Here is a 26349-nt window from a genome sequence, read left to right as displayed (position 1 = left end):
GATCAGTATCACAATACCCGCCAGCAAAGACCTCAGATAACGTGCAGAGGCGGCTGTTCTGTCACGAAGGTAATAAAAAAATCGCAGCTTAATGTTTTCTTAATCTAAATTTCGGGAGTGGATGGTTTTAAGCATTTTCTAATCCCTAATAACCGACCGGCGCTATTTTTTGCTTTTTTAAGTTTATGATAATTGTTTTCATTATCATTCTTTTTTTGCTGTGATTTAATCCTCTCCGCTCAGGCTATTTACCGTTTATTGCCCTATTTCATTAAGGATGCGTTCATGAAATTTCGCTTATCGCCCCTCCGTACGGCAGCGCTGGTTGCCGCTTCTCTGTTTCTGGCGCCGCAGGGGATGGCGGCTGACGCTCAGAACGGGATTGTGGTTTACAACGCCCAGCACGAAAATCTGGTGAAGTCGTGGGTGGATGGATTCACCAAAGAGACCGGTATTAAGGTCACGCTGCGCAATGGCGATGACAGTGAACTGGGTAATCAGCTGGTTCAGGAAGGCTCCGCGTCGCCGGCCGATGTGTTTCTGACCGAGAACTCGCCGTCGATGGTGCTGGTCGATAATGCCAAACTTTTCGCCCCGCTGGATGCCGCCACCCTGCAGCAGGTTCCGGCGCAGTACCGTCCGCAGCATGGGCGCTGGATCGGCATTGCCGCGCGCAGCACCGTTTTTGTCTACAACCCGGCGAAAATCAGCGAGGCGCAGCTGCCGCATTCCCTGATGGATCTGGCAAAACCGGAGTGGAAAGGGCGCTGGGCGGCTTCGCCATCGGGGGCTGATTTCCAGGCTATCGTCAGCGCGATGCTGGCGCTGAAGGGTGAGCAGGCGACTCTCGACTGGCTGAAGGCGATGAAAACCAACTTTGTCGCCTATAAAGGCAACAGCACGGTGATGAAAGCGGTCAACGCCGGACAGATCGACGGCGGGGTGATCTACCACTACTATCGCTTCGTCGATCAGTCCAAAACCGGCGAGAACAGCAAAAACACCCAACTGTATTACTTTAAACACCAGGATCCGGGCGCCTTCGTCAGCATTTCCGGAGGCGGTGTGCTGGCTTCCAGCAAACATAAGGCGCAGGCGCAGGCCTTTATTAAATGGATCACCGGCAAGCAGGGGCAGGATGCACTGCGCACCAATAACGCCTTCGAGTATGCCGTGGGGGTAGATGCGGCCTCTAACCCGAAACTGACCCCGCTGAAAGATCTGGATGCACCGAAGGTAGAACCTTCCTCGCTGAACAGTAAAAAGGTCATTGAGCTGATGACGCAGGCTGGCCTGCTCTGATCCTGAGGAAGTGATGTTGCTATGTCTGTTCTGAGTTTGTCGCTCGGAAAGAAAACAGGACGCCTGCCCGAGCGCAGGCGTCCTGCATTTCCGATGGTGGCGTTAGCGCTGCTGTTTTCATTGCTGGCGCTGTTGCCGTTAGGGTTTGTGGTGGCGGTTGGGTTCGACACCGGCTGGCCGACCATTAAAGCGCTGGTCTTTCGTCCGCGGGTAGGGGAGCTGCTCAGCAATACCCTGTGGCTGACGGTGCTGGCGGTCCCCATCAGCATTGTGCTCGGCGTGACGCTGGCCTGGCTGACGGAACGTACTGCCCTTGCCGGTCGGCAGCTGTGGTCGGCGCTGGCGGTAGCCCCGCTGGCGATCCCGGCCTTTGTCCAGAGCTACGCCTGGGTCAGTGCCGTGCCTTCGCTGCATGGCCTCTCCGCCGGGGTGTTTCTCTCGGTGCTCGCCTACTATCCGTTTATTTATATGCCGGTGGCGGCCGTGCTGCGCCGCCTCGATCCCACCCTTGAAGATGTCGCCGCGTCGCTGGGCACGCCGCCGTGGAAAGTGTTCTTCCGGGTGGTGCTCCCGCAGCTGCGTCTGGCAATCTGCGGCGGTGCGCTGCTGGTGGCCCTGCATCTGCTGGCGGAATATGGCCTGTATGTGATGATCCGCTTCGATACCTTCACGACCGCTATTTACGATCAGTTCCAGTCGACCTTCAGCGGTCCGGCCGCCAATATGCTGGCAGGAGTGCTGGCCTTGTGCTGCCTGGCGATCCTGCTGCTGGAGAGCGCCTCACGCGGTAAAGCGCGTTACGCGCGTATCGGCGCCGGGGCAGCCCGCGAGCAGAAGCGGCTTGTGCTGGGTAAAGGGGCCGCTTTTGGCGCGCAGCTACTGCTTCTGCTGCTGGTGATGCTGGCGATGGGGGTTCCCTTACTGGTCCTGTGCCGCTGGCTATGGCTGGGCGGCATCGACAACTGGCTGCATGCCGATCTCTGGCATTCTCTGCGCCAGACCCTGCTCCTGGGGGCGGGCGGGGCGCTGCTGACAACGGTTTGCGCGATCCCCATTGCGTGGCTCGGCGTGCGCTATCCGCGCCCGCTGTTCCGCCTGCTGGAGGGGTGTAATTACATCACCAGCTCGCTGCCCGGTATTGTCACCGCGCTGGCGCTGGTGACGGTCACCATCCACTACGCCCGTCCGGTGTACCAGACCGAAGTGACGCTGTTTCTGGCCTATCTGTTGATGTTTATGCCGCGAGCGCTGATTAACCTGCGCGCCGGTATCGCGCAGGCGCCGGTGGAGCTGGAAAACGTTGCCCGTAGTCTCGGACGCAGTCCGGCCCGCGCCCTGTGGAGTATCACTATGCGGCTTGCCGCGCCGGGCGCGGCTGCAGGTGCCGCGCTGGTGTTCCTTGGCGTCAGCAATGAGCTCACCGCCACACTACTGCTTTCGCCGTTAGGCACCCGCACCTTGTCGACCGGTTTCTGGGCGTTAACCAGTGAGATCGACTACGTAGCGGCGGCACCGTACGCGCTATTGATGATCGTCATTTCGCTGCCGCTGACCGCGGTTCTTTATATGCAGTCGAAAAAAATGGCAGGGTTGTAACATGCTGGAATTGTCTTCTATTTCGAAATCCTTCGCTGATGCGCTGGTCCTCGATAATCTCAATCTGACCGTAGCGCCGGGGAGCCGGACGGCCATTGTTGGTCCGTCGGGTTCGGGAAAAACCACGCTGCTGCGCATTCTCGCCGGTTTTGAAACGCCCGATCGCGGGCGGATCGTCATGCACGGTAAGTCTCTGTTTGCCGATGGTGTGTTTGTCCCCGCCCACCAGCGACGGATCGGCTATGTTCCGCAGGAAGGGGCGCTGTTTCCTCATCTTAATGTTGCGGACAATATCGCCTGGGGGCTCGACGCCAGCCGTGAGGAGAAGCGTCGCCGCGTGGGGGCGCTAATGGAGATGGTCGCCCTCGACGCTGGCCTGGCGAGTCACTGGCCACACGAAATTTCCGGTGGCCAGCAGCAGCGTGTTGCCCTGGCCCGCGCCCTGGCTCAGCAGCCGGCGCTGATGCTGCTGGATGAGCCGTTTTCTGCACTGGATACCGGGCTGCGCGCCAGCACACGCAAAGCGACGGCGGACCTGCTGGCCGAGACGGGGATCGCCTCGATTCTGGTGACTCATGACCAGAACGAGGCGCTGTCGTTCGCTACGCAGGTGGCGGTAATGCGTCAGGGGCGCTTCGCCCAGGTTGGCACCCCGCTGACGGTTTACTCGCAGCCGGTGGATGAAGAGACGGCGTTATTTCTTGGCGATGCCCTGATCCTCCCCGCACGCCTGAGCCCCGGCCGGGCAAGCTGCGCGCTGGGGGACCTGGCGACGGACGCACTGCATCCTGCTGGCGAAGGTAGGGTGATGCTGCGTCCGGAACAGCTGAGCGTCAGTGTGAGCGGGCCGCAGGAAAGTACCGCCATTATCCGCGATGTCGATTTCTCAGGCCAGCTTTCCACGTTGACGCTGTCGATGGCTGGGCACGAGCGGCCGATTGTCCTGCGAACCGTGAGCCAGCCGGCGTGGCAGCCCGGCGCGATGGTGAGACTGACGGTCAGCGGCAAGGCGCGAGTGTTTAGCGGCTAATCCCTGAGCAGGCGGCGCCGGCTATCGACGGCGCCGCACGGAAAGCTAATTAGATGGCGGATGAAGCCGCTAGTATCCGCGCCACTGACCTCGTCGCCATGGAGTGGTAGTACGTTGGAACAATTCCGCGGGGTCAGTCCAGTTCCCGCCATTTTACCGAACCGTCGCTTTTTCATTCGTCCCGCTACGCTTAACTGTTATCCTGTCTCGCGATCGGCCCTGTTGTTACCATGAGACACCGCTATGCCTGAACTCCATACTCCTGCGAATCGCCCCGGCCCGGCCGCTGTGGCCCGGGTGACGCTCCTGCCTGCGCTGCTGGTTATCGTCGCTGTTGCTGTCGGCTGCGCCCTGGTGTCGCCTCCGGTCGGTACACGACACGAGATCCTGACTAACCCCGGCCTCTATATCGATCTGCTGGCGTTGTTGTTTCTGGTGTTTATGCTGTGGAGCTCGGCGAAGGTGCGGATGAGCCACATTGCCGTCAACTGGGTACGCTATGGGCTGCTGTTGTGGATTGCCGGCGGCACCTTTGACGTGATGGATGAGATCGTGGTTCAGCCGCGCTGGATGGGCTACTACTGCGAAGATCTGCTGCGCCTCTCCGGGATGCTGCTGACCGTGGTGGGGGTCTACAAAATTATTGAGCGAATCAATTTGCTGTACGTCGATGCGCGCTCGCAATCCCTGAAGGATGAACTGACCCAGTTACCCAACCGGCGTTTTTTCATTGATACCATTCGCGAGAAGTCCGGGCATGCGCTGGGACTCATGATTCTGGATATCGATTTTTTTAAGAAAATCAATGATAGCTGGGGCCACCTGGTGGGGGATGAAGTGTTATTTTCGCTGGGGAAACAGCTGGCGAAACTAACCAGCGAGCAGGTCCAGCCGGCGCGGATCGGTGGGGAAGAGTTCGCCATTATCGTCGATGGCCTGTCGGAGCCCGAGCTGCACGCTCTGGCGCAGTCGATCCTTGCTAACGCCCGCACCATCCTGATCAATCATCAGACGCCGCTGTCGATCAGCATTGGCGTCGGAACCTGGCGGCCAGGCGAAGCGCAGGAGACGTTTATCCGTAAAGTCGACGAGGCGCTGTACAAGGCCAAGCATAACGGCCGCGGCCGCGTGGAGTGGGCGCCATCTGCCGGTGCGGCAGGTTAGGCCTGCTGCGCGCTACGGCAGTGTCGCCGATACTCCGATGGCGAGCGTTCTGTGTAGCGTTTAAAAACCCGGCAAAAATAGTTGCTGTCGACAAAGCCGCAATTGTGCGCAATCTCTTTCACCTTCAGGTCATAGCCGCGCAATAGCTGCTTCGCCTTTTCCAGGCGAACCCGGGTCAGATACTCATTAAATCCCACCGAGCCTGATTTCTGAAAAATATGCGATAGATAGTTGGGCGTGATGTGAAAACGTTTGGCTACCGATTCCCGCGTCAGCGGTAGACTGAGATTTTCCTCGAGGTAGTCCTGGACGGCGAGAAACAGATCCCGGCTGCGGCTGACGCGCATCTCCAGCCCGACCAGCTGTTCACGACAATGACTCAGCAGCGCGGCGATCACCAGTCGCGCGGTCAGCGGATCGGGCTGCAGGCTGACTTCATTCAGGCTCAGCAACAGGTAGGAACCCACGCGCGGCCCAAGCCGGGAAACGCTCTGTTTTTCCGTGTGCAGGCTTTTTCCGTCCCAGCGCTGAATACTGAATCCCAGTTTCTGCCGACCAAACAGAATGCTCAGGGTAGTGGCCGGACCGGTCCACTGCGGCAGCGTCCACTTCCCCGCCTGCACGTACAGTACCTGCAGCGTGGTTAACGTCGAGGCGGCCAGCGGCAGTCCCTGTTCATTCAGTTGGCCCTCCAGCACAATTTCCAGACGCGGAAACGGCACGTTGAAGGCGAGGGCAGGCACGGAGATATCCGGCTCAGGAAATCTCACCTGTAGGTGATCTTTTTGACCGATTAACCGATGCAGTATATCCGGCAGATCTTCAATCATTCTTTGCCCTCAGCATGCGCATTATCCTGTTGATGGTAATCTATTTTTTCCTTCCCAGCAGCGTTAGTTTAGCCATTTTGCGCAGCGGATTGCCGGCCAGCTGTAGCGCATGCATCGCCGGAAAAGAGATTATTGATGTCCATCACACTTTGTGGGCTCGCGTACGTATGTCCAGTTTTTTGTAGCGCTCGCCTCGTGTCATGCCGCGGAGGGACCAGTAGAGTTTGTTTGTGTTATCGGAACGTTAAAAAGGAACGTAAAATGAACTCATCATCGGCTAACTTTCTCGATGCGTTAGGCGCCAGCCAGACGCTCAGCGCGCAAATGAAACACGAGCTCGACACCCTCGGCTACACCGTCGTGCATAACGTCGTTGACGCCCAGTGGCTGAGCGAAATGCGCCTGCTCATTGACACCCTGGTTGAACGCGAAGGCGATAATCTGGCGATGGAGCACCATCAGGAGGCGACGGCGACGCGGATCGCTAACCTGATTAATAAGGGGGTTATCTGGGAGAAAGTCTGGTCACACCCGCTGATCCTCTCCGCTTGTCGCTATATCTTCAACGGGGATTTTAAAGTCTCCAGCCTGAACGCCCGCGAGGCGCTGTATAACGGCGGCCACCAGCCGCTGCACGCCGACTGGAAAAAGCCGCGCCCGGATTTTCCCAAAGTCCACCTGGTGAATACCATCTGGGCGATAGACGATTTGAGCGCCGCCAACGGCGCGCCGCGGATCATTCCTGGTACCCACCTCCGCCCCGAGTTACCAGAGGAGGTGCTGGCCGACCCGGAACAGGCCCATCCCGATGAGATTGTGTTTGCCGCGCCGGCTGGCAGCGTGATGATCTACAACGCCCACGCCTGGCACGGCGGCACCCGTAATCGTGAAGGCAGCAGACGACGCGTACTGCATGGGTTATATATCGATCGTGCGGATACGCCGCAGCAGGACCAGCGGCGCTGGCTCACGCCGGAGACGGCAAGCCGCCTGACGCCGGCGCAAAAGTGGCTGCTGGATGTAGAATAAGGTCTGTCGCCGGTCAGGGAAGTTCTACATAGACGACCGGCTTTTTCATGATGCTTTTCACGGCCTCGACGATCTGCTGCGGCTGCAGCAGGAAGCTCTTGATGCTGGTTTTAATCGTCCGCAGGCCGCGAAAGCGATGAGGGTCGTCGATTTCGATATCCGTCACCAGCAGCACCACTTCGGCGCGGGCGATATCTTCCGCGGTGATCCGATTTTCTACGCCGAGCGCCCCCTGGGTTTCCACCTTCAGGTGCCATTTTTCATGATGACCGACCTTTTCCAGTCGTTCGGCGGCCATGTAGGTATGCGCCACCCCGCTGACGCAGGCGGTGACGGCGACAATATTGAAGTCCATAACATCCTCCTGGCGTTAACCGCCGATAGTGACGTGGAAACCGGCCGCTTCGGCCATCACCCGATATGGTTGAATTTCCGCTTCGTCAGGCGCTTTCACGCTGGCCAGCGTCCAGGGTTTGCCCAGCAGACGGTATTTGGGCTCGCCATATTGATGAAACGGCAACAGGTGCATTTCTTTTAGCGCGAAAGGGGCGAGGAACGCCAGAATCTGGCGAAAATTATCGGTATTCAGTGTGTAGCCCGGGATCAGCGGCACCCGCGGGATCAGGTTGATTTTTCTCGCCGCCAGCTGGCGAAAATTGTCCAGCACCCGTGGCTGATTCATTCGCAGCAGCGACCGCGCCCGCTCAGGTTCCATGATTTTAAAATCAAACAGCACTTCATTGCAGGCTTCGGCCACCGGCAGGAAGCGGTCAAAAGCGCCGTCGCCCGCGGTTTCGATGGCGGTGCGGATCCCCCACTGGCGCAGGCGCTGGAGAAAGCGGGCGGCAAACCCGGCCTGCATGAGCACTTCGCCCCCGGAGAGGGTGACGCCGCCGCCGGAGGCGCGAAAGAAGACCTCATCCTTCAGCACCTCCTGCAACAGGTTATCCAGCGTCACATCGCGGCCAATCTGTTCCCACGCTCCGGACGGACATTCGGCGACGTCCTGCTGGCAGCGGGTGCAGCGCAGGCATTTACTCTCCCGGCGCAGGGTCTGAATCCTGGGTGAAATTGATTCGGGATTGGCGCACCACGGGCAGGTATGAGGGCAGCCTTTAAAAAAGACTACCGTGCGGATCCCCTGGCCATCGTTGAGCGAGTAGCGCTGGAGGTTAAAAATACGCGCCCGGTCGGCGCGCGTGTCGATGACCTCACAGCTGATGCGCGGTGCGGCGGATAATGTCATCCTGAATCTCCTTCGACAGCTCAACAAAGAAGGCGCTGTAGCCCGCGACCCGTACCACCAGACCGGCAAAGTCCTGCGGCCGCTGCTGCGCTTCACGCAGGGTGCCGGCATTGACCACGTTGAACTGAATATGCTGCAGCTTGAGCTTGCAGAAGGCCTGTAAAAAAACGGCCAGTTTGTTCAGGCCGCCGTCGCCGGCCAGCGTTGCCGGAGTGAATTTGACGTTCAGCAGCGTACCGTTCGACAGCAGATAGTTATCCAGCTTGCTGACCGATTTCAGCACTGCCGTCGGCCCCTGGGAATCCTGACCGACCATCGGCGACAGGCCGCCGTCCGCCAGCTGTTCGCCGGCCAGTCGCCCGTCCGGGGTGGCGCCCACCACCGAACCCAGCGGCACGTGCGCGGAGACGGTGTAGGAGCCGGGGGTAAAATGGCCGCCGCGCGGGTTCAGATACTGCTCGACTTCTTTGCAGTAAAAACGCAGCAGATCGGCGCTAATATTGTCGACATCGTCGATATCGTTGCCGTACTTGTCAAAACGGTTAATCAGCCGGGCGCGGATCTTTTCCCCTTCCGGCGTCTGGAAATTGGCTTTCAGCACGGCCATCAGTTGGTCAAAGCTGAGACGCTGCTGGTCGAAGACCATACCCTTCAGGGCGTACAGCGAATCGCTCAGGTTAGCGATCCCGATACCCTGGACGCCGGAGAAGTTATAGCGCGCGCCGCCGGCGGTGATATCTTTGCCGTGCTGCACGCAATCTTCAATGAACGAGGAGAGCAGCGGGACCGGCGCCCAGTCGCGGTGCCCGATATCGCAAATGTTGCTGCCCTCGACCATCAGCTTGATGTAATGGCGAATTTTGTCGCGGATCTGGCAGATAAGGCCGTCCCAGCTGACGTCAGGCTGATGTTCATTTTCCTGCAGCACAATTTCCATCACCTTCAGCAGATTAAACATGGCGATATCATGCAGGCCGTAGGTGCGCCCTGGAATAGAGAGCTCCACGCAGCCGACCACCGCGTAATCGCGGGCATCTTCCAGCGACACGCCGCGGTTAAGGAAGGCCGGCACGACCACCTCATCGTTGAAAATCTGCGGGATCCCGGTACCCAGGCGAATGGTCTCAGCGGTTTTACGCAGGAACGGGCGATCAATCAGCTCGTTGACCCGCACGCCCAGATTCGGCTGCGGCAGCTGAACGTTTTGATAGGCGTCGAGGCATAAAAATGACAGCACGTTGACCGCGCTGCGCCCGGTGTCCGTCAGCCCGCCGAGCAGGGCGGTATAGCCGGTGGGAAAACCCGCGAAATAGCGCGCGCTGCTGGAGGAGCGTAGCAGGACGATATCGTTGCATTTCACCCACAGCGACTCCAGCAACGCCTTGAGATACGCGGGATCCTGACCCTGATTCAGCGATGCCTGATAAAACGGCAGCATATACTGGTCAAAACGCCCCAGCGAAATCGAGCTGGCATTGGATTCGTACTGCAGAATGATATTCATATACCAGAACAGCTGGCAGGCCTGGGGGAAGTCCGTTGGCCGGTGCTGCGCGTTGTGGCGCGAAATAGCGGCGATAGTTAACAGCTCCTGCTGACGCTGCGGGTCCTGACAGTGCCCAGCCATCTCCTCGGCCAGCGCGGCGTAGCGCAGAATATGGCGCTGGGAAGCTTCCAGCAGGATCAGTACCGCCTGATAAAAGGGGTTCTCCGGTTGCCGGGCGCAGTGCGTTTTGAGTTCGGCGACCAGGGCGCCAAGGCCATGATTCAGCAGCCGTGGATAGTCGATGATGATATGGCCCTGGCCTTTATCGGTCTGGTTCACGCTGAATATCTGGGTGTTGACGGCGGCCTTGACCTCTTCAGTCATCTGGCCGTTGATGAAATCTTTCATTGAACGCTTTTCCCAGTAGGGGTACAGCGCTTCGCGGTAGATTTGCTTATCTTCTTCGCTTATCGCGAAGCGGTCCTGTGGTCGGGTCGGAAAGGCGTCGAGCTCGTTGAGCAGCCAGTAGGGGTCCATCTCGGGCGACATAATCCCTGCCCGCGGTTTGACGGTGCGGTTGCCGGCGATCAGTTCATCCTCACGAATCGAAATCATCACCTTATCGAGGATCCACGCGGTGGCTTTCGCCCGGCGGATAATCACCGGCTCGCCCTCCGTCTGCCGATGGCTGGCAGTGTAGAGTAATGCGCGCTCAAGGGAGATTTCGCGCGGCTGGGCGAACAGGCTGGCTTTCAGGCGTTGGGTACGATTCGTCATGATAAACTCCATGTTGTGGCGAAGGGCGCGAAGGCGCCCTTTTAAGGCTTCAGGCGCTCTGGGAAAGGTGGCTGTCTATCTTGTTCATGATGGCGTCGGCGCGCTTGACCGCATCGCTGATATTGACGCGCACGATAGTTTTCCCGGCAAAACGCTCTTCGAATTTGATGCCGATATCTTTGGTTAGAATGACCATATCGGCGGCTGCAATCTCCTCCGCCGTCAGTTCGTTTTCAATGCCAATGGAACCCTGCGTTTCAACCTTGACCTGCCAGCCTTTGGCTTTGGCGGCGCTTTCCAGCGATTCAGCGGCCATGTAGGTGTGAGCCACGCCCGACGGGCAGGCGGTGACAGCGATAATGTGGGTCATAATCTGTTCCTTCCAGTCTGTTAGTTAATTTCGAAATCAAGGTCTAGTTCATCGTCAGCGGCGACGTCAGTGGGTTTCTTTTTGGCGAAGGCTTTCAGCAGGATGACGCAGGCAGCGCTGACGCAGGCGCCGACCAGCAGCGCGGCAACAAACCCGAGCTTGCCCTGGACCACCGGCAGCACGATGAGCCCGCCCCAGCCGGCGTAACACTGGGCGCCCATCAGCGCGGCGGTGACGCAGCCGCTGGCGGCGCCAATCATATTGGCCGGAATGACGCGCAGCGGATCCGCGGCGGCAAAGGGAATCGCCCCTTCGGTCACGCCGACACAGCCCATCACCAGCGCGGCTTTGCCGGTTTCCCGCTCTTCGGCGGTGAAATATTTGCGGCCAATCAGCGTCGCCAGCCCCATGCCCAGCGGCGGTACGGCGATACCGACGGCAGCGATAGCCACCACGCTGTAGACGCCCTGCGAAACGCAAATCAGCATGAAGGCGTAGGCTACTTTGTTCACCGGGCCGCCCATATCAAAGGCCAGCATCAGACCCATAATGATGGCCAGCACCACGATGCTGCCCTCGCGCATCCCCTGCAGCCAGCCGGTCAGGTTAGCGGTCAGCGCGCCAACCGGCTCGCCAAGCCCCCACATCATGATCCCGGCGGTGATAAAGGTGCCGACGATGGGAATGATGAAAATCGGCATCACCGAGCGCAGAACTTTATGTACGGGGATTTTTTTCAGGTAATAGACCACCAGGCCGCCAATCATGCCGGCGATCAGCGCGCCGAAGAAACCGGCGCCAAAGCTGTTGCCCACCCAGGCGCCGATGGCGCAGGGGGCCAGCGCGGCGCGGTCAGAAATGGAGTAGCCGATGTAGGCGGCGAGAAAGGGCACCATCAGCGTCAGCCCGGCGACGCCGATATCAAAAAGTTTCTTCAGATTAGGGTCGGTGGCGGCATCGGGTACCGCGCCTTTGCCATACAACATGACGGAGACCGCCAGCAGGATCCCGCCGGAGACCACGAAGGGGATCATATGTGACACGCCGGTCATCAGATGCTGGCGGGTATTTTTTAGTATTTGCACCAGTTCGTTCATTGCTTGCTCCTGAGCGCTGTAGGGCCCGTGACAGTATTAATGCCTCAACATTAGAAAAAGGGCGGGGTATTAAACAGTAGAGAAAAAGTGCATTTACTGGATATTTGTAAGGTGAGAAAAGAATTGCGATCCACCTCAAATCTTAGTGATGACAGGAGAGATGAGCGCTAACAGGGTGGAATTGTGATGGCGGGCATAAAAAAATATTGTGTGTACAATAGTCCAGTAATTGCCAGTTTTATCACCTAGTCCCTGGGGCCGTCTTTTATTACTTTTTGAGGAAATAATGGATTGCTCTGGAGGAAGGCGATGGCTCTGGTCATTGAATTTACATGTGATTTGCCCAACGGCGTGCATGCGCGTCCGGCCAGTCTGGTCGAAACGCTGTGTAACCGTTTTTCATCAGCGGTTGAGTGGCGGAACTTGCGCCGCGAGACCGGCGGAAATGCCAAGAGCGCGCTGGCGATTATCGGCAGCAATACTCTGAAGGGCGACGCCTGCCAGCTGCTTATCAGCGGCGAAGATGAAGCTGAGGCATTCGCCGCGTTAACGGCTTTTATGCGCGATGAATTTCCCCACTGTGACGCGCCGCTGCCCGCTGCGCCAACGCTGGATGTCCAGCCGGTGCCAGAGTCGCTTTCGCGGCTGAACCCGACGCTGTTTCATGCCCACCCGGTGTGCGCCGGCAGCGCGGGAGGGACGCTGGTTCATCTCAAATCACGCGATCTGCACGAGCTGGGCGAACTGCCCGTCGCCGCCAGTCCCGAACAGGAGCAGGCGGCGCTGGATAATGGCCTGCGCCTGCTGGTGAAAGATATCGAGCTGCGGCTGCTGGACAATGACGGCACCGCCAGCGCGATCCTGGAAGCTCACCGTTCGCTGGCGACGGATGCCTCGCTGCGCCAGCACCTGCTTGGCGGTATTCTCACCGGGTTGAGCTGCGCCCAGGCGATTGTCGCCACCGGCGACCACTTCTGCGCCCAGTTCCGCGACTCCGGCAACAGCTATCTGCAGGAGCGGGTACTGGATGTACGCGACGTTTGCTTCCAGCTGTTACAGCATATCTACGGCGAAGCCCGTTTCCCGGCGCCGGGCCAGTTGCGGGAAGCGGCCATTTGTCTTGCCGACGAGCTGACCCCCAGCCAGTTTCTGGAACTGGATAAAACGCATCTCAAAGGGCTGCTGCTGCGCAGCGGCGGCACCACCTCGCATACCGTGATTCTGGCACGCTCATTCAATATCCCTACTCTGGTGGGCGTGGATTTAGCCGCGCTGCTGCCATGGGTGGATACGCAGGTGCAGATTGACGGCAACGCCGGGCTGCTGGTGGTGGATCCGAGTCCGGCGGTAGCGCGCTACTATCAGCAGGAGGCCTGGCTACAGGCGCAAATCCGGCAACAGCAGCAGGTATGGCTGGATAAAGCCGGGCAGACGCAAGACGGTATCCGCGTGGAGATCGCCACCAATATCGCCCATTCGGTGGAAGCGGTGGCGGCATTCAACCAGGGCGCGCAGTCGGTAGGGTTGTTCCGCACTGAAATGCTGTATATGGATCGCCCGAGCGCGCCGTCGGAAGATGAGCTCTACAACATCTTCTGCCAGGCGCTGGAACCCGCTGCCGGGCGCAGCATTATCGTGCGGACTATGGATATCGGCGGTGATAAGCCGGTGGCCTATCTCAACATCCCTGCGGAAAACAATCCGTTCCTCGGCTACCGCGCGGTGCGCATCTATGAAGAGTATCAGGCGCTGTTTCACACTCAGCTACGGGCGATTTTACGCGCCTCGGCGCACGGCTCGCTGAAGATTATGATCCCCATGATTTCATCAATGGAAGAGATCCTGTGGGTGAAAGAGCGACTGGCGGAGGCCAAACAGTCGCTGCGCGCCGAGCAGATCCCGTTTGATGAAAAGATCCCGCTCGGCATCATGCTGGAAGTGCCGTCGGTGATGTTTATCATCGATCAGTGTTGTGAAGAGGTGGATTTCTTTAGCATCGGCAGCAACGACTTAACGCAGTATCTGCTGGCGGTCGATCGTGATAATGCGAAAGTGACGCGCCATTATAACAGCCTGAATCCCGCCTTCCTGCGCGCGCTGGACTATGCGGTACAGGCGGTGCATCGGCAGGGGAAATGGATCGGTCTGTGCGGCGAACTGGGGGCCAAAGGATCGGTGCTTCCGCTGCTGGTAGGCCTCGGTTTAGATGAATTGAGCATGAGCGCGCCGGCGATCCCGGCGACCAAATCGCGCCTGGCGCAACTGGACAGCCGCGCCTGCCGCCAGCTGCTGAATCAGGCCATGCAGTGCCGTACCTCACTGGAAGTGGAGCATCTGTTGGCCCAGTTCCGCATGCGTCAGCAGGATGTGCCGCTGGTGAGCGCCGAGTGCATTACGCTCAATAGCGACTGGCGCAGCAAGGAGGAGGTGCTGAAAGGGATGACGGATAACCTGCTGCTGGCCGGACGCTGCCGCTATCCGCGAAAGCTGGAGGCTGACCTGTGGGCCCGCGAGGCGGTGTTCTCCACCGGTCTGGGCTTTAGCTTCGCCATTCCGCACAGTAAATCCGAGCATATCGAGCAGTCGACCATCAGCGTCGCCCGTCTGGCGCAGCCGGTGGTGTGGGGCGATGAAGAGGCGCAGTTTGTGATTATGCTGACGCTGAACAAGCACTCGGCGGGCGATCAGCATATGCGTATCTTCTCGCGGCTGGCGCGGCGCATTATGCACGCGGAGTTCCGCCAATCTCTGGTATCCGCGGAGAGCAGCGAGGATATTGCCGACCTGCTGCGCCGCGAGCTGGAACTGTGATCTGCACACCGGCCAGCGGTGCCGGCCGGTGTGCGCTTTACAAATCCAGTACCAGGCGGCCGCCTTTGGCGCGCGAGCAGCAGATCAGCATACTCTGCTGGCTGGCTTTCTCTTCCTCGCTGTAATACTGATCGCGGTGGTCCGCTTCCCCTTCCAGAATCATCGTTTCGCAGGTGCCGCACACCCCTTCGCGGCACAGGCATTCCACCTTCGCCGCTTTGTTATTCTCAATAACCTGCAAAATGGTCATGTCCTGCGGTACGGTAAATTCGCGTCCGGAACGCGCCAGCACCAGGGTAAACGCCTCTCCGCCTTTATCCTCAACGATAAACTGCTCAAAGTGCAGCTGACTGGCGGGCACCTGATGGCGTTCGGCGGCGGCTTTCACCGCCTCGTTAAGCGCCGCCGGGCCGCAGGTATACACGTGGGTTCCGGGCTCGAGGTCGGCGAACAGGCGCGGCAGGTCGAGACGGCTGCCGAGCGCTGATACATGAACATTGACCCGATCTCGCCACGGCGCGGCGCTGAGCGCATCGACGAAAGCATTATTGTCGGCGTCGTGGAAACAGTAGTGCAGCTGCCAGTCGGCCTGCCGTTGTTCCAGTTCCGGAATATGGGACAAGAATGGCGTGATGCCGATACCGCCGGCGATCAGCAGATGTTTTCGCGCCTGTGGTTCGATGGCGAACAGGTTGTTGGGCGTGGACACCGTCAGGGTATCGCCCGGGCGCACCTGCTGGTGCATAAAACGCGAGCCGCCTTTGGAAGGCGACTCAAGACGCACCGCAATCTGCCAGCTGGTGGTATCCAGCGGCGAGCTCATCAGCGAATAGGCGTTACTGTAGCGCTGCTCGCCATCCTGCATCTGGACGATAATATGGCTGCCGCCGCTGAATCCCGGCAGCGGGGCGCCGGTCGGCGACACCAGCGTAAAACGCTTCACCTGGGCGGTGATCTGTTCAACATCGCGAACGATCGCCTCAAACATTTGATAATCAGACATCGCTGAACTCCATCAAAAATCCCGGCGTGGCCAGCGCCGCCGCCGGGAGAGGACATTTACAACCCCTGGCAGAGATACTTCATCTCCAGGTAATCTTCGATTCCGTGTTCCGACCCTTCGCGGCCAAGGCCGGACTGCTTCACTCCGCCAAATGGCGCGACTTCGTTGGAAATCAGCCCGGTATTGATGCCGACCATCCCGTATTCCAGCTGCTCGGAGACGCGCCAGATACGGGCGGCATCGTTGCTGTAAAAATAGGAGGCGAGACCGTAGATGGTGTTATTCGCCTGCTCGATGACCTGCTGCTCATCGTCAAATTTCACCAGCGCGGCCACCGGGCCGAAAATCTCTTCCTGCAGCAGCAGTGACCCCGGCTGTACGTCGCCGATAACCGTAGGGGTGAAGAAATTACCGCCCAGTGGGTGCGCTTTACCGCCGGTTAACAGCGTTGCGCCGCGGGTCAGGGCGTCGTCGAGCAGGGACTGGACTTTGCGCCCGGCGTCGGCGTTGATAAGCGGGCCAATCTGTACATCGGACTCGCTGCCATCGCCAACTTTCAGGGCGGCGACGCGGGCCACGAACTTATCGCAGAATTGGTCGTAGACGGCGCGATGAATATAGAAGCGATTGACGCAGACGCAGGTTTGCCCGGCGTTGCGGAACTTGGCGATCAGCGCTCCTTCGACCGCTTTATCGATATCGGCATCGTCAAAGACGATAAACGGCGCGTTACCGCCGAGCTCTAAAGAGAGCTTTTTGATGGATTCCGCGCACTGGCGCATCAGTACGCGGCCAACTTCGGTCGAGCCGGTAAAGGAGAGTTTACGCACCCGCTCATCGCCGGTGAACACCGCGCCAATTTCGCGCGACTGGCCGGTAACGACGTTAATGACGCCCTGCGGGATCCCGGCCTGATTCGCCAGTTCCGCCATCGCCAGCGCGGTAAACGGCGTTTCGTTAGCCGGCTTTATCACCATCGTACAACCCGCGGCCAGCGCCGGGCCGGCCTTACGGGTGATCATCGCCGCCGGGAAGTTCCACGGGGTGATCGCCGCGCAGACGCCCACGCCCTGGCGGATCACCATCAGGCGTTTATCCGCGCCAGGGGAGGGGATTATTTCGCCGTTGGTGCGTTTGCCCTGTTCGGCAAACCACTCGATAAACGAGGCGGCATAGGCGATTTCACCTTCCGCCTCCGCCAGCGGCTTGCCCTGCTCGGCGGTCATGATCTGCGCCAGCGCGGTCTTGTTTTCGAGGATCAGGCGGTGCCAGTTTTTCAATTGCGTGGCGCGCTGAGCGGCGGTTAATGCGCGCCAGGCCGGCAGCGCGGCAGCGGCGGCATCCACCGCCTGCTGCGCTTCCGCCCGACCCATATTGGGGATCTGGCCGAGCGTCGCGCCGGTGGAAGGGTTGCTGACGGCAAGCGTCGTGCCGTCGTCGGCGTCGCGCCAGCTTCCGGCAATCAGCGCCTGCTGGCGAAACAGATCTGAGTGAAACACGGACATAGCCAACTCCTTCAACGATTACGGCTGGAACACCTGGGCCACCAGATTGTGGAAATGCGCGATACCGTGCTCGGAGATACCGCTGCCGCTGTTATCCGCCATAATGCGCCCCTGGCCGCGATAGCCGCGGGACTTCAGCCCCTTCTGCACGCTTTCCACCAGGCGTAAATCTTCCGGGCGGAACACGTCGCGATACCACTCAATCAGCGCTTTCTGATCGTCAGTCAGCTCTTCGTTGGTGAAATAGATGTCGTAATTCTGCAGAGTGGTCTCTTCATCCACCGGGAATTCATAGATCACGGTCATCATGCCCTTGATCGGCGTCACGTTGAACATGGTGCACGGCCACAGCCAGAAACCGTGGAACGCGGCGTCGGTACCTTCTTCGAATTTAAACGACTGCTCGGACGGCTTGGCGAAGCCATACTGCAGCGTCCATTTGCCGTGCATGGTGTGCCAGTAACGGTCAACCTGTACGGAATCCGAGAAGCCCGGGTGCGCCGGGCCGCAGTGGTAACATTCCAGATAGTTATCGACGATATTTTTCCAGTTCGCCGGGGTGAGAGTGGTAAAGCGCGCCGCCAGTTTCAGATCATGCACGTCCGGGCAGGCTTCCAGCACTTTGTCCTGCAGGCCCGGCAGCTGCGTTTCCACGCTCTCCGCTTGCGGGTTCATATTGATAAACACAAAGCCGGCATACTCTTCCAGGCGAACCGGCACCAGCTGCGCCTTTTCGCTATCGAAATTCGCCACGTTTTCGCAGTTGCGGGCGTGGGCGAGATTGCCGTCAAGCTTGAAGGCCCAGGCGTGATAGGGGCAGGTAATCACGTTTTTGGCTTTACCTTCACCGCTCAGCAGCTGGTGGCCGCGGTGCGGGCAGACGTTATAGAAAGCGCGCAGAATATTGTCGCGGCCGCGGACGATAACGATATTTTCGCCAATGATCTCCCGGGTGATGTAGTCGTTCGGCCGGGCGACCTCGCTGCCGTGGGCGACGCAAATCCAGCTATTGGCGAAGATGCGCTCTTTCTCGTGCTCAAACGCCTGGCTGTCGGTATAAAAACGGGCCGGAATGGTCCAGGCATCCTGCGGATTGGCGCAAAAGTTAATCGGCAGAGTAAAGTCAGGGCTCAAATTGCTCATGTAAGGTCACCTTGTGATTATTGTCAGTAAGAGGTTTTACAGCGACTGGCCGTCGCCTTTGAGTACCGTGCCAACCGGTAGCGTCTCGGCTTTAATCATTGGCTCGGGCGTATGGGTTTCTATCTGATTGACCGGCACGTGGGCGTAGTCCTGTTTTAGCCAGCGCACGAAGCCGCCGGTTTTAATCAGTAAAATGGCAAGGAACGGTAGGGCGGTCAGCACCACGGTGGTTTTCATGGTCTCAAGCGAAGCGCCGGTAAACAGAATCGATAGCGGGATGAGGGTGATCACCACGCACCAGAACAGGCGCATGCCGCGATCCGGATCGTCGCCTTCGCGCAGGTTGCGGGTGCTGGTCGCTGCCATGGTGTAGGCCACCGCATCCATGTGCGAGGCGAGGAAAACAATCATCACGAACAGATAGGCGGCGAGGAACAGCTTACCTGCCGGCAGCGACATCAGGACCTGCTGGACGGCGGTTTCGCCGCCAAGAGTCTGCATCACCTGCGGTACGTTAATCACGCCGTTAACGAACTGGTGCATGGCGTAGCTTTCCATCACCCCAAAGAAGAACCAGCAGCCGGCGGTGCTACCAAGGAGCAGTCCCCATATCACCTCTTTGATTTTGCGCCCGCGGGAGACGCGGGTGACGAACATCGCCACGCCCGGGGTATAGGAGATCCACCACAGCCAGTAGAAGACGGTCCAGTTGCGGGTAAAGGCGCCGTCGCCGAGGGGATCGGTAAACAGGCTCATCTGCAGGAAGTTCTGAGTCGTCAGGCCGACGGCGTTAATGATGTTATTGGTGATGAATTCGGTCGGACCAACCAGTAATACCACCAACGGCAGCAGAAACGCCCCCCAGCCGACCATTTTGCTCAGGCGCTGCAGGCCGTTGTTGATGCCAATCCACGAACTCATGCAGAAAATACCGCCGGAGAGCAGGATCACAAACGCCTGGACGGTGAAGTTATCCGGCAGCCCGGTCAGCGCTGACAGGCCGCGGGTGAAGGTGGCGGCAGTGACCACCAGCGAAATGGTTAACGCGCCGACGGTAGCGATCAGGAACATCAGATCGACCAGACGGCCCCAGAAGCCCTGCGGACTCACTCCGGTGATCGCTGAAATGATCCCGGAGAGGCTGAGGCCTTTATTTTTCCGCACGTGGAAGTGATAGGCCATGATCAGCGAAGCGAGAGTGTAGGTCGCCCAGGCGCTAACCCCCCAGTGGAAGAAAGAATAAGGGATGCTGTATTCCAGCGCTTTCGGCGATTGCGGGGCAATGTTCAGGCCCGGGGTCTGGTAGTAATAAGCCCATTCGGCAACGCCCCAGTACAGCGTGGAGGAGCCGAGCCCGGCGCAGATAAACATAAACAGCCATGAGAGGGTACTGTATTCGACTTTGCCTTCGCCGAGACGGATATTGCCGTATTTGCTGGTCGCCAGATAGAGCACCAGTCCTAGCGCCAGCAGCACCAGTACCTGTACCGTGGAACCCAGCAGCCGGGTCACGCCGTTAAAAATCGAATCAGCCGCCTGCGCGGTTTGCTGCGGGAAGAGACTTAATGTAGCGGCGATGAAAACAATGGCCGCCAGGCTGATGGCAATCAGCGGCACATCTTTTTTCTTTACGTTGCTCAACATGGGTGATCTCCTGGGCATGATTGCCCGTCGGTGGCTTTAGCCTGTCGTTGTTATCACGCTGTAGGGTCAAGGTTCGTAGCAAAGGCTATTAACAATCGGATTATTTCTTCGTTACATGAATTAAACAATTGGCCGTTTCGTGAAGCAATAAAACACGGAACGGAAATAATAAAAGGTGAATTGGCGCAGGTTCTGTCCTTTCAGGAATTAATAAAGTTCACCGCTGTGATGCGGTCCACTTGTCAATCGTGGGGGATTCTGCATAGCGAAAAGAGAGGGGAGTTGGCGCAGGTCTTCCCGGGTAGCGGCTGCGCCTTACCCGGGCTACGGTCCGTGCGGCCTGCCTTTAATGTATTCAGCATTGTTGCTGAAACTGCCAGTGTTGGCGGCCTCAACATCGCTGAGACGTTCCCTGCAGGCCGGGGCAGCCCGCAGGGATGCGGGCTGAGGGCCGTGTTTTTACATTATCGTGCCTTTTGTAGCCCCGGTAAGCGCCGCGCCGCCGGGGAGCGGCGGGGTAATTACGCCAAAATGGCCTTGCAGATGGCGTCGCTGACCTGTTGCGTTGACGCGCTGCCTTTCATATCCGGGGTTTTCGGCCCGCTGGCAATCACCTGCTCAATCGCCGCCAGGATGCCGTTGTGCGCGGCGTGATAGCGCTCATCGCCGTTGCCGAGGAAATCGAGCATCATCGCCCCGGCCCACACGGTGGCGATCGGGTTGGCGATATTTTTACCGTAGATATCCGGCGCGGATCCGTGAACCGGCTCGAACAGCGACGGGAAGGTGCGCTCCGGATTGAGATTGGCCGACGGCGCAATACCGATTGTGCCGGTACAGGCCGGGCCGAGATCGGAGAGAATATCGCCGAACAGGTTGGAGCCGACCACCACATCAAAACGCTCCGGCTGCAGCACGAAGCGGGCGCACAGGATATCGATATGCTGCTTGTCCCAGCGAATATCCGGATAGTTTTTGGCCATCTCTTCCACCCGCTCATCCCAGTAGGGCATGCTGATCGCCAGACCGTTGGATTTGGTCGCCGAAGTCAGCGTTTTGCGTGGGCGGCTTTGCGCCAGTTCGAAGGCGTAGCGCAGGATCCGGTCCACGCCGCGGCGGGTAAAGACCGACTCCTGAATCACCACTTCATGCTCGGTGCCTTCATTGGCGCGCCCGCCGAGGGCGGAATATTCGCCTTCGGTATTTTCGCGCACCACGTAAAAATCGATATCGCCGGCCTTTTTACCCGCCAGCGGGCAGGGGACGCCGGGGAACAGACGCACCGGACGCAGGTTGACGTATTGGTCAAACTCACGGCGGAACTTCAGCAGCGACCCCCACAGCGAAATGTGGTCGGGAACGGTATCCGGCCAGCCGACGGCGCCGAAGTAGATGGCATCGAAGCCCTGCAGCTGCTCGCGCCAGTCGTCCGGCATCATCTTGCCGTGATGGGCATAATATTCGCAGCTTGCCCACTCCATCTGCTCGAAGCTCAATGACAGATCCCAACGCTGTGCGGCGGCTTGCAGCACGCGAATCCCTTCAGGCAGAACTTCTTTGCCAATTCCGTCACCCGGGATGGCGGCAATACGATAGGTTTTTTTCATTCCGGTTCTCACTTTTTAGCGATGATGTTTGACCACCTGCCTATCCTATAATTGACTGGTTCATAATTAATCACGCTAACTGGTGAAACATAAAACACAGATCATGAATAATCTGCCGCTGCTAAATGATTTACGCGTCTTTATGCTGGTCGCTCGCCGGGCCGGGTTCGCCGCCGCCGCCGAAGAGCTTGGCGTATCACCGGCGTTCGTCAGCAAGCGGGTTTCGCTGCTGGAGCAAACCCTGAATGTGGTGTTGCTGCACCGGACTACCCGCCGGGTCACCATTACCGAGGAGGGGGAGCGGATCTACGAATGGGCGCAGCGCATTTTGCAGGATGTCGATGAGATGATGGACGAGCTTTCCGACGTACGTCAGGTGCCGCAGGGAACGCTGCGTATTATCAGTAGCTTCGGCTTTGGTCGCCGGGTGGTGGCCCCGGCGCTGTCGGCGCTGGCCCTTCAGTACCCGCAGCTGGAACTGCGTTTCGATGTCCAGGACCGGCTGGTGGATTTAGTCAATGAAGGGGTGGATCTCGATATTCGCGTGGGCGATGATATCGCGCCGAATCTGATTGCCCGCCAGCTGGCGGCCAACCACCGCGTGCTCTGCGCCTCGCCGCAATTCCTTGCCCGCCATCCACCGCCGAAACAGCTGAGCGATCTGGCCGCCTTACCCTGCCTGGTGATTAAAGAACGCGATCATCCGTTTGGCATCTGGCAGTTGCACAGCAAAGAGGGGCAGCATGCGATCAAGGTGACCGGGCCGCTGTCGTCCAACCATGGTGAAATTGTGCATCAGTGGTGTCTTGACGGGCAGGGGATTGCGTTACGTTCATGGTGGGACGTCCGGGAGAATATCGCCAGCGGCCATCTGGTGCATGTGCTGCCGGAATTCTTTCAGCCTGCCAACGTCTGGGCAGTCTATGTCTCCCGGTTGGCGACGTCGGCTAAAATTCGCACCACCGTGGAGTTTCTGCGCCACTACTTTCAGCAGCACTATCCGCAGCATGAGCCGACGGCCAGCGCCGTCGGCAGAGGCGATTAAACCCCAAGGCGGTCGCGCAGGCTGTAGTAGGCGGCGCCCATGGCGGTAAAAGGAATGCGCAGGCTGCGGCCGCCCGGGAACGGGTAGTGCGGCAGTTTGGCGAAGGCGTCGAACCGCTCGGCGTCGCCGCGCAGCAGCTCTGAAATCAAGCGTCCGGCAAGGTGGGTACAGGTCACGCCGTGGCCGCTGTAGCCCTGCATGTAGTAAATATTGTTATCGAGACGGCCGAACTGCGGCATCCGCGACAGGGTCAGCAGGAAGTTGCCGGTCCAGCGGTAGTCAATTTTCACCCCCTGCAGCTGCGGGAAGGTTTTCAGCAGCTTCGGCATAATCAGCCGCTCCACGTCGTCCGGATCGCGCGCGCCGTAGACCACGCCGCCGCCGTACAGCAGACGGTTGTCGCCGGTCAGACGGTAGTAGTCCAGCAGGTAGTTACAATCTTCCACACAGTAGTTTTTCGGGATCAGCGAGCGGGCGACCTCTTCCGACAGCGGAGCGGTAGTGACCACCTGGGTGCCACACGGCATGCTGCGTTTCGCCAGCTCCGGCTCCAGTTTATCGCCAAGATAGGCGTTGCCGGCGACGATCACGTAGCGCGCGGTGACCTGGCCGCGCGCGGTGCTGACCACCGCCGGGCTGCTGTGCTGGATGCGGGTGACCGGCGACTGCTCATACACCCGGCCGCCGTTCAGACGAATGGCGTCCGCTTCGCCGATGGCGAGGTTCAGCGGGTGAATATGGCCGCCGCTGTGGTCAAGCAGGGCGCCGACGTAGCGGTCGCTGTCCACTTCACGACGAATGGCCTCTCTGTCCAGCAGCTCCAGTTGGGTGTTGCCGTAGCGTTCCCAGTTGGCTTTCTGCTCTTCCAGGGTTTCCAGCTGCTTATGGTTCATCGCCACGAACAGGCCGCCCGGGCGGTAATCGCACTGGATCTGGTAGCGCTGGATGCGCTCGCGAATAATATCGCCGCCTTCGAACATCATGCTGCCGAGCATTTTGGCCGCATCCGGGCCGTAGTTCTTCTCAATGACGTCGATATCGCGGCTATAGGAGTTGACCAGCTGACCGCCGTTGCGGCCGCTGGCGCCGAAGCCGATGCGCGCCCCTTCCAGCACCACCACGTCGTAGCCCATTTCGGCCAGATGCAGAGCTGAGGAGAGGCCGGTGTAGCCGCCGCCGACGACGCAGACGTCACAGTTGATGGACCCCTCCAGCGTCGGGAACGGTTCATACTTATTGGCGCTGGCGGCGTAGTAGCTAGTGGTATGTTCAGTCATGATCAAGACTCCAGGGCAATCCAGATGGTTTTCAGTTCGGTGAATTTTTCCAGCGCGTGCAGCGATTTATCGCGCCCGTTGCCGCTCTGCTTGTAGCCGCCGAACGGAACGGTCATATCACCATCGTTATAGTTGTTGACGAAGACCGAGCCAGCCTTCAGGCGACGGCTCATGCGGTGGGCGCGTGACAGATCGCGGGTCCACACGGCGGCGCCGAGACCGTAGTCACTGTCATTAGCAAGCTGCAGCGCCTCTTCTTCGCTTTTGAAGCGCGTGACCACCAGTACCGGACCGAAGATCTCTTCCCGGCTGAGGGTCGATGCCGGGTCGACGTCAACGAAAATGGTCGGGCCGACGGCGGCAGGCCACGGATTTTTCCGTCCGTCGAGGAACAGCGTGCTTTTGGCTTCGCCACCGCGGATAAAACTGTGCACGTTGTCGGCATGGGCGTTATCAATCAACATGCCCATGGTGGTGTCCGGATCGAGCGGGTTACCCGGCTGCCAGTGTTGCGCCTGCGCTTTCAGCAATGTCAGAAATTCGTCGGCGATGCTCTCCTCCAGCAGCAGGCGGGTGCCTGCGATACACACCTGGCCCTGGTTATAGAAGATGCCGCCGGCGGTGGCGTTGACCGCTTTTTGCAGATTCGGGCAGTCGGCGAAAACGATGTTGGCGCTCTTGCCGCCCGCTTCCAGCCATACGCGCTTCATATTGCTGTCGCCGGCGTCTTTCAGCAGCTGCTTGCCGGTACGGGTGGAGCCGGTAAAGGTAATGACTTCAACATCAGGATGCAGGGCCAGCGCCTGTCCGGCCTCGTGGCCAAAGCCGCTGACCACGTTCAACACGCCGTCCGGCAGGCCGGCCTCTTTCGCCAGCCCGGCCAGACGCAGGGCGGTGAGCGGCGATTTTTCTGAGGGTTTGAGGATCACGCTGTTGCCCGCCGCCAGCGCCGGACCGAGTTTCCAGCAGGCCAGCAGTAGCGGGAAGTTCCACGGCACCACCGCGGCAATCACGCCAATTGGTTCACGAACGATCATCGCCAGCTCGTTGCCGCCGGTGGGCGCGACTTCGCCATAGACTTTATCCAGCGCCTCGGCGTACCAGCGAATGGCGCGGGCGGCGCCGGGAATATCGTCGCGCAGGCTGTGGCGGATCGGTTTGCCGGTATCCAGCGTTTCCAGCAGCGCCAGCTCTTCACAATGGGTTTCCATCAGGTCAGCAAAGCGAGTGAGAACCGCTTTACGCCGGGCCGGAGAGGCCTGCGACCAGTCGCCATTATCAAAAGTCTGGCGCGCGGCCTTCACCGCCCGTTCGACGTCGGCTTTTTTACCGCGGGCGACCTGCGCTAATGTCTGCTGCGCGGCAGGGTCGATAGTTTCAAAGGTGGTATTATCGGCCGCGGCGCAATATTCGCCGTTAATAAATAAGCGCGTTTCAATGGCCAGGTTTTTCGCTTTTTCCTGCCAGTAAGCCAGGTGCTGAAAATTCATCATGACTCCTTAAAAACATTATCGGCACATTAATCAGTTCGGCGTTTTCAGGCTGCACGGGGGCACTGCGCCGGGCGCAGGCATAACGTATCCCCGGAGTTGAATACCGTTTTATTCCCCTGAATGGCGACAGGTTGTTTACAACCCGAATTATTCAGGAGCGAGTCGCCATTCACTGGCGTTAATTATTTCGGGGCCAACAGGAAATAATATTCCGTACGGCGCAGGCGTAATTACTACGATTTCTTCGCCGCGACGAAAATAGATATTCCGCCGCGACAGGCCTGAAGAAAGCCTGAACCTCGTTCAGGCTAAATAATCAGAATGTGGTGGGGGTGTGGGCACTGATGATGCGGCAGATGCCTGCCGAGGTGTTGCTGAAGCTGTGCGGGATGCCGGTATTAATGGCATAGCTCTGTCCAGCCACCAGGTGATACGACTGACCGTTAATGGTCAGCACGATCTCACCTTCCAGTATGGTGCCTATCTCCTCACCCTGATGCTTAATTCTCTCCCCGGTCGTGGTTCCAGGCTGGTAAGTTTCAAAAATCATCGCCAGCGTACGGTTCGGATTTCCGTTATGAACCAGCTTCATGGAAACGCCCTGACTTCCCATCTCAATCAGGTCATCCTGATTAATGACCACCTGGGGTTCGTCCGGCTTTTCGGGTTCAGAAAAGAATTCCGAGAGCGACAGCCCATAGACTTTCAGCAGCTTTTGCAGCGTACTGATGGCAGGACTGACTTTGTCCTGCTCTATGGTGCTGATGGCACTATGTGTCAACCCAGACAGTTCGGCGGCACGACGCTGTGAGAGACCCAGCTGTTGGCGGATCTCTGACAGACGTTTCCCTGGCGCCAGTCCGTCATCGCTCATATTTGCATTTCCTTAACGGT

21 protein-coding genes are annotated in these 26349 nt (G+C 58.9%); 7 read left to right on the top strand and 14 right to left on the bottom strand.

Annotated elements, in window-relative coordinates:
• Window positions 1-285 precede the first annotated feature (285 nt).
• The 4 genes from NKJ21_RS18175 to NKJ21_RS18160 all read left to right on the top strand — a co-directional run bounded on the left by NKJ21_RS18175 (window position 286) and on the right by NKJ21_RS18160 (window position 5092).
• Window positions 286-1302 carry an iron ABC transporter substrate-binding protein gene (locus NKJ21_RS18175; RefSeq protein WP_004179245.1) on the top strand — a complete coding sequence of 339 codons (1017 nt, stop codon included), beginning with the start codon at window positions 286-288 and terminating at the stop codon, window positions 1300-1302.
• Window positions 1303-1323: 21 nt separating this feature from the next.
• Complete coding sequence (locus NKJ21_RS18170; protein ID WP_008805909.1) at window positions 1324-2898, top strand: iron ABC transporter permease; 1575 nt, start codon at window positions 1324-1326, stop codon at window positions 2896-2898.
• Between the two features lies 1 nt (window position 2899).
• Window positions 2900-3928, top strand: coding sequence for an ABC transporter ATP-binding protein (locus NKJ21_RS18165; protein WP_004179253.1), 1029 nt, complete (start codon window positions 2900-2902; stop codon window positions 3926-3928).
• Between the two features lie 243 nt (window positions 3929-4171).
• Window positions 4172-5092, top strand: coding sequence for a GGDEF domain-containing protein (locus NKJ21_RS18160; protein WP_008805910.1), 921 nt, complete (start codon window positions 4172-4174; stop codon window positions 5090-5092).
• Here NKJ21_RS18160 and NKJ21_RS18155 read toward each other — a convergent pair.
• On the bottom strand, window positions 5089-5922 hold the full coding sequence (locus NKJ21_RS18155; RefSeq protein ID WP_008805911.1) for a helix-turn-helix transcriptional regulator: 834 nt from the start codon (window positions 5920-5922) through the stop codon (window positions 5089-5091). The two genes, NKJ21_RS18160 and NKJ21_RS18155, sit on opposite strands and share 4 nt — an antisense overlap.
• Before the next feature lie 261 nt (window positions 5923-6183).
• Between NKJ21_RS18155 and NKJ21_RS18150 the strand changes: the two genes are divergently transcribed.
• Complete coding sequence (locus NKJ21_RS18150) at window positions 6184-6951, top strand: phytanoyl-CoA dioxygenase family protein (protein ID WP_004183607.1); 768 nt, start codon at window positions 6184-6186, stop codon at window positions 6949-6951.
• Window positions 6952-6964: 13 nt separating this feature from the next.
• Here NKJ21_RS18150 and NKJ21_RS18145 read toward each other — a convergent pair whose 3' ends face one another.
• The 5 genes from NKJ21_RS18145 to NKJ21_RS18125 are packed head-to-tail and all read right to left on the bottom strand — an operon-like array spanning window position 6965 to window position 11927.
• Window positions 6965-7306 (bottom strand): PTS fructose-like transporter subunit IIB, encoded by a 342-nt coding sequence (locus NKJ21_RS18145; RefSeq protein WP_004179260.1) that lies wholly within the window; start codon window positions 7304-7306, stop codon window positions 6965-6967.
• Between the two features lie 15 nt (window positions 7307-7321).
• Window positions 7322-8197: a [formate-C-acetyltransferase]-activating enzyme gene (locus tag NKJ21_RS18140; protein WP_008805914.1), complete on the bottom strand. Its 876-nt coding sequence runs from the start codon at window positions 8195-8197 to the stop codon at window positions 7322-7324.
• Window positions 8163-10460 (bottom strand): formate C-acetyltransferase, encoded by a 2298-nt coding sequence (locus NKJ21_RS18135; RefSeq protein ID WP_254733104.1) that lies wholly within the window; start codon window positions 10458-10460, stop codon window positions 8163-8165. The genes NKJ21_RS18140 and NKJ21_RS18135 overlap by 35 nt, the downstream gene beginning before the upstream one ends.
• Before the next feature lie 49 nt (window positions 10461-10509).
• On the bottom strand, window positions 10510-10830 hold the full coding sequence (locus tag NKJ21_RS18130) for a PTS fructose-like transporter subunit IIB (RefSeq protein ID WP_004179264.1): 321 nt from the start codon (window positions 10828-10830) through the stop codon (window positions 10510-10512).
• Between the two features lie 20 nt (window positions 10831-10850).
• The gene (locus tag NKJ21_RS18125) at window positions 10851-11927 is read right to left on the bottom strand and encodes a PTS fructose transporter subunit EIIC (RefSeq protein ID WP_008805917.1); all 1077 of its coding nucleotides are present in this window, start codon (window positions 11925-11927) and stop codon (window positions 10851-10853) included.
• 309 nt (window positions 11928-12236) lie between these two features.
• On the opposite strand from NKJ21_RS18125, the gene ptsP reads away from it, so the two are divergent.
• Window positions 12237-14738 carry a phosphoenolpyruvate--protein phosphotransferase gene (gene ptsP / locus NKJ21_RS18120; protein ID WP_254733102.1) on the top strand — a complete coding sequence of 834 codons (2502 nt, stop codon included), beginning with the start codon at window positions 12237-12239 and terminating at the stop codon, window positions 14736-14738.
• A gap of 37 nt (window positions 14739-14775) precedes the next feature.
• Here ptsP and NKJ21_RS18115 read toward each other — a convergent pair whose 3' ends face one another.
• The 5 genes from NKJ21_RS18115 to NKJ21_RS18095 all read right to left on the bottom strand — a co-directional run bounded on the left by NKJ21_RS18115 (window position 14776) and on the right by NKJ21_RS18095 (window position 21640).
• A complete protein-coding gene (locus tag NKJ21_RS18115; RefSeq protein WP_008805919.1) occupies window positions 14776-15741 on the bottom strand; it encodes a PDR/VanB family oxidoreductase in 966 nt (321 codons plus the stop codon).
• Between the two features lie 56 nt (window positions 15742-15797).
• Window positions 15798-17246 carry an NAD-dependent succinate-semialdehyde dehydrogenase gene (locus tag NKJ21_RS18110; RefSeq protein ID WP_094917664.1) on the bottom strand — a complete coding sequence of 483 codons (1449 nt, stop codon included), beginning with the start codon at window positions 17244-17246 and terminating at the stop codon, window positions 15798-15800.
• 18 nt (window positions 17247-17264) lie between these two features.
• A complete protein-coding gene (gene yeaW, locus NKJ21_RS18105; protein WP_004201468.1) occupies window positions 17265-18389 on the bottom strand; it encodes a carnitine monooxygenase, oxygenase subunit YeaW in 1125 nt (374 codons plus the stop codon).
• Between the two features lie 36 nt (window positions 18390-18425).
• Window positions 18426-20033, bottom strand: a complete 1608-nt coding sequence (locus tag NKJ21_RS18100; RefSeq protein ID WP_004201469.1) for a BCCT family transporter — start codon at window positions 20031-20033, stop codon at window positions 18426-18428.
• A 521-nt stretch (window positions 20034-20554) separates the two neighbouring features.
• Window positions 20555-21640, bottom strand: coding sequence for a tartrate dehydrogenase (locus NKJ21_RS18095; protein WP_022065457.1), 1086 nt, complete (start codon window positions 21638-21640; stop codon window positions 20555-20557).
• Between the two features lie 82 nt (window positions 21641-21722).
• On the opposite strand from NKJ21_RS18095, the gene NKJ21_RS18090 reads away from it, so the two are divergent.
• Window positions 21723-22685 carry a LysR substrate-binding domain-containing protein gene (locus NKJ21_RS18090; protein ID WP_008805923.1) on the top strand — a complete coding sequence of 321 codons (963 nt, stop codon included), beginning with the start codon at window positions 21723-21725 and terminating at the stop codon, window positions 22683-22685.
• Here the strand turns inward: NKJ21_RS18090 and NKJ21_RS18085 are convergent.
• From NKJ21_RS18085 to puuR, 3 genes are all read right to left on the bottom strand, one after another.
• Window positions 22682-23962: an FAD-binding oxidoreductase gene (locus tag NKJ21_RS18085; RefSeq protein ID WP_008805924.1), complete on the bottom strand. Its 1281-nt coding sequence runs from the start codon at window positions 23960-23962 to the stop codon at window positions 22682-22684. The genes NKJ21_RS18090 and NKJ21_RS18085 overlap by 4 nt on opposite strands.
• Before the next feature lie 2 nt (window positions 23963-23964).
• Window positions 23965-25452 carry an aldehyde dehydrogenase PuuC gene (gene puuC, locus NKJ21_RS18080; RefSeq protein WP_080782642.1) on the bottom strand — a complete coding sequence of 496 codons (1488 nt, stop codon included), beginning with the start codon at window positions 25450-25452 and terminating at the stop codon, window positions 23965-23967.
• A gap of 319 nt (window positions 25453-25771) precedes the next feature.
• A complete protein-coding gene (puuR, locus tag NKJ21_RS18075) occupies window positions 25772-26329 on the bottom strand; it encodes an HTH-type transcriptional regulator PuuR (RefSeq protein WP_002898590.1) in 558 nt (185 codons plus the stop codon).
• Window positions 26330-26349: the final 20 nt, after the last annotated feature.

The sequence above is a fragment of the Klebsiella sp. SWET4 genome (assembly GCF_024296565.1).
Taxonomy (GTDB): Bacteria; Pseudomonadota; Gammaproteobacteria; order Enterobacterales; family Enterobacteriaceae; genus Klebsiella; species Klebsiella variicola.
Note: the sequence above shows the minus strand (reverse complement) of the source record. Positions and strands in the feature narration are given on the sequence as shown.

What these genes read in the sequence shown, in the direction of transcription:
- NKJ21_RS18175 (WP_004179245.1), top strand. Translation starts at nt 286, where the DNA reads ATGAAATTTCGCTTATCGCCCCTCCGTACGGCAGCGCTGGTTGCCGCT.
- NKJ21_RS18170 (WP_008805909.1), top strand. Translation starts at nt 1,324, where the DNA reads ATGTCTGTTCTGAGTTTGTCGCTCGGAAAGAAAACAGGACGCCTGCCC.
- NKJ21_RS18165 (WP_004179253.1), top strand. Translation starts at nt 2,900, where the DNA reads ATGCTGGAATTGTCTTCTATTTCGAAATCCTTCGCTGATGCGCTGGTC.
- NKJ21_RS18160 (WP_008805910.1), top strand. Translation starts at nt 4,172, where the DNA reads ATGCCTGAACTCCATACTCCTGCGAATCGCCCCGGCCCGGCCGCTGTG.
- NKJ21_RS18155 (WP_008805911.1), bottom strand. Translation starts at nt 5,922, where the DNA reads ATGATTGAAGATCTGCCGGATATACTGCATCGGTTAATCGGTCAAAAA.
- NKJ21_RS18150 (WP_004183607.1), top strand. Translation starts at nt 6,184, where the DNA reads ATGAACTCATCATCGGCTAACTTTCTCGATGCGTTAGGCGCCAGCCAG.
- NKJ21_RS18145 (WP_004179260.1), bottom strand. Translation starts at nt 7,306, where the DNA reads ATGGACTTCAATATTGTCGCCGTCACCGCCTGCGTCAGCGGGGTGGCG.
- NKJ21_RS18140 (WP_008805914.1), bottom strand. Translation starts at nt 8,197, where the DNA reads ATGACATTATCCGCCGCACCGCGCATCAGCTGTGAGGTCATCGACACG.
- NKJ21_RS18135 (WP_254733104.1), bottom strand. Translation starts at nt 10,460, where the DNA reads ATGACGAATCGTACCCAACGCCTGAAAGCCAGCCTGTTCGCCCAGCCG.
- NKJ21_RS18130 (WP_004179264.1), bottom strand. Translation starts at nt 10,830, where the DNA reads ATGACCCACATTATCGCTGTCACCGCCTGCCCGTCGGGCGTGGCTCAC.
- NKJ21_RS18125 (WP_008805917.1), bottom strand. Translation starts at nt 11,927, where the DNA reads ATGAACGAACTGGTGCAAATACTAAAAAATACCCGCCAGCATCTGATG.
- ptsP (WP_254733102.1), top strand. Translation starts at nt 12,237, where the DNA reads ATGGCTCTGGTCATTGAATTTACATGTGATTTGCCCAACGGCGTGCAT.
- NKJ21_RS18115 (WP_008805919.1), bottom strand. Translation starts at nt 15,741, where the DNA reads ATGTCTGATTATCAAATGTTTGAGGCGATCGTTCGCGATGTTGAACAG.
- NKJ21_RS18110 (WP_094917664.1), bottom strand. Translation starts at nt 17,246, where the DNA reads ATGTCCGTGTTTCACTCAGATCTGTTTCGCCAGCAGGCGCTGATTGCC.
- yeaW (WP_004201468.1), bottom strand. Translation starts at nt 18,389, where the DNA reads ATGAGCAATTTGAGCCCTGACTTTACTCTGCCGATTAACTTTTGCGCC.
- NKJ21_RS18100 (WP_004201469.1), bottom strand. Translation starts at nt 20,033, where the DNA reads ATGTTGAGCAACGTAAAGAAAAAAGATGTGCCGCTGATTGCCATCAGC.
- NKJ21_RS18095 (WP_022065457.1), bottom strand. Translation starts at nt 21,640, where the DNA reads ATGAAAAAAACCTATCGTATTGCCGCCATCCCGGGTGACGGAATTGGC.
- NKJ21_RS18085 (WP_008805924.1), bottom strand. Translation starts at nt 23,962, where the DNA reads ATGACTGAACATACCACTAGCTACTACGCCGCCAGCGCCAATAAGTAT.
- puuC (WP_080782642.1), bottom strand. Translation starts at nt 25,452, where the DNA reads ATGAATTTTCAGCACCTGGCTTACTGGCAGGAAAAAGCGAAAAACCTG.
- puuR (WP_002898590.1), bottom strand. Translation starts at nt 26,329, where the DNA reads ATGAGCGATGACGGACTGGCGCCAGGGAAACGTCTGTCAGAGATCCGC.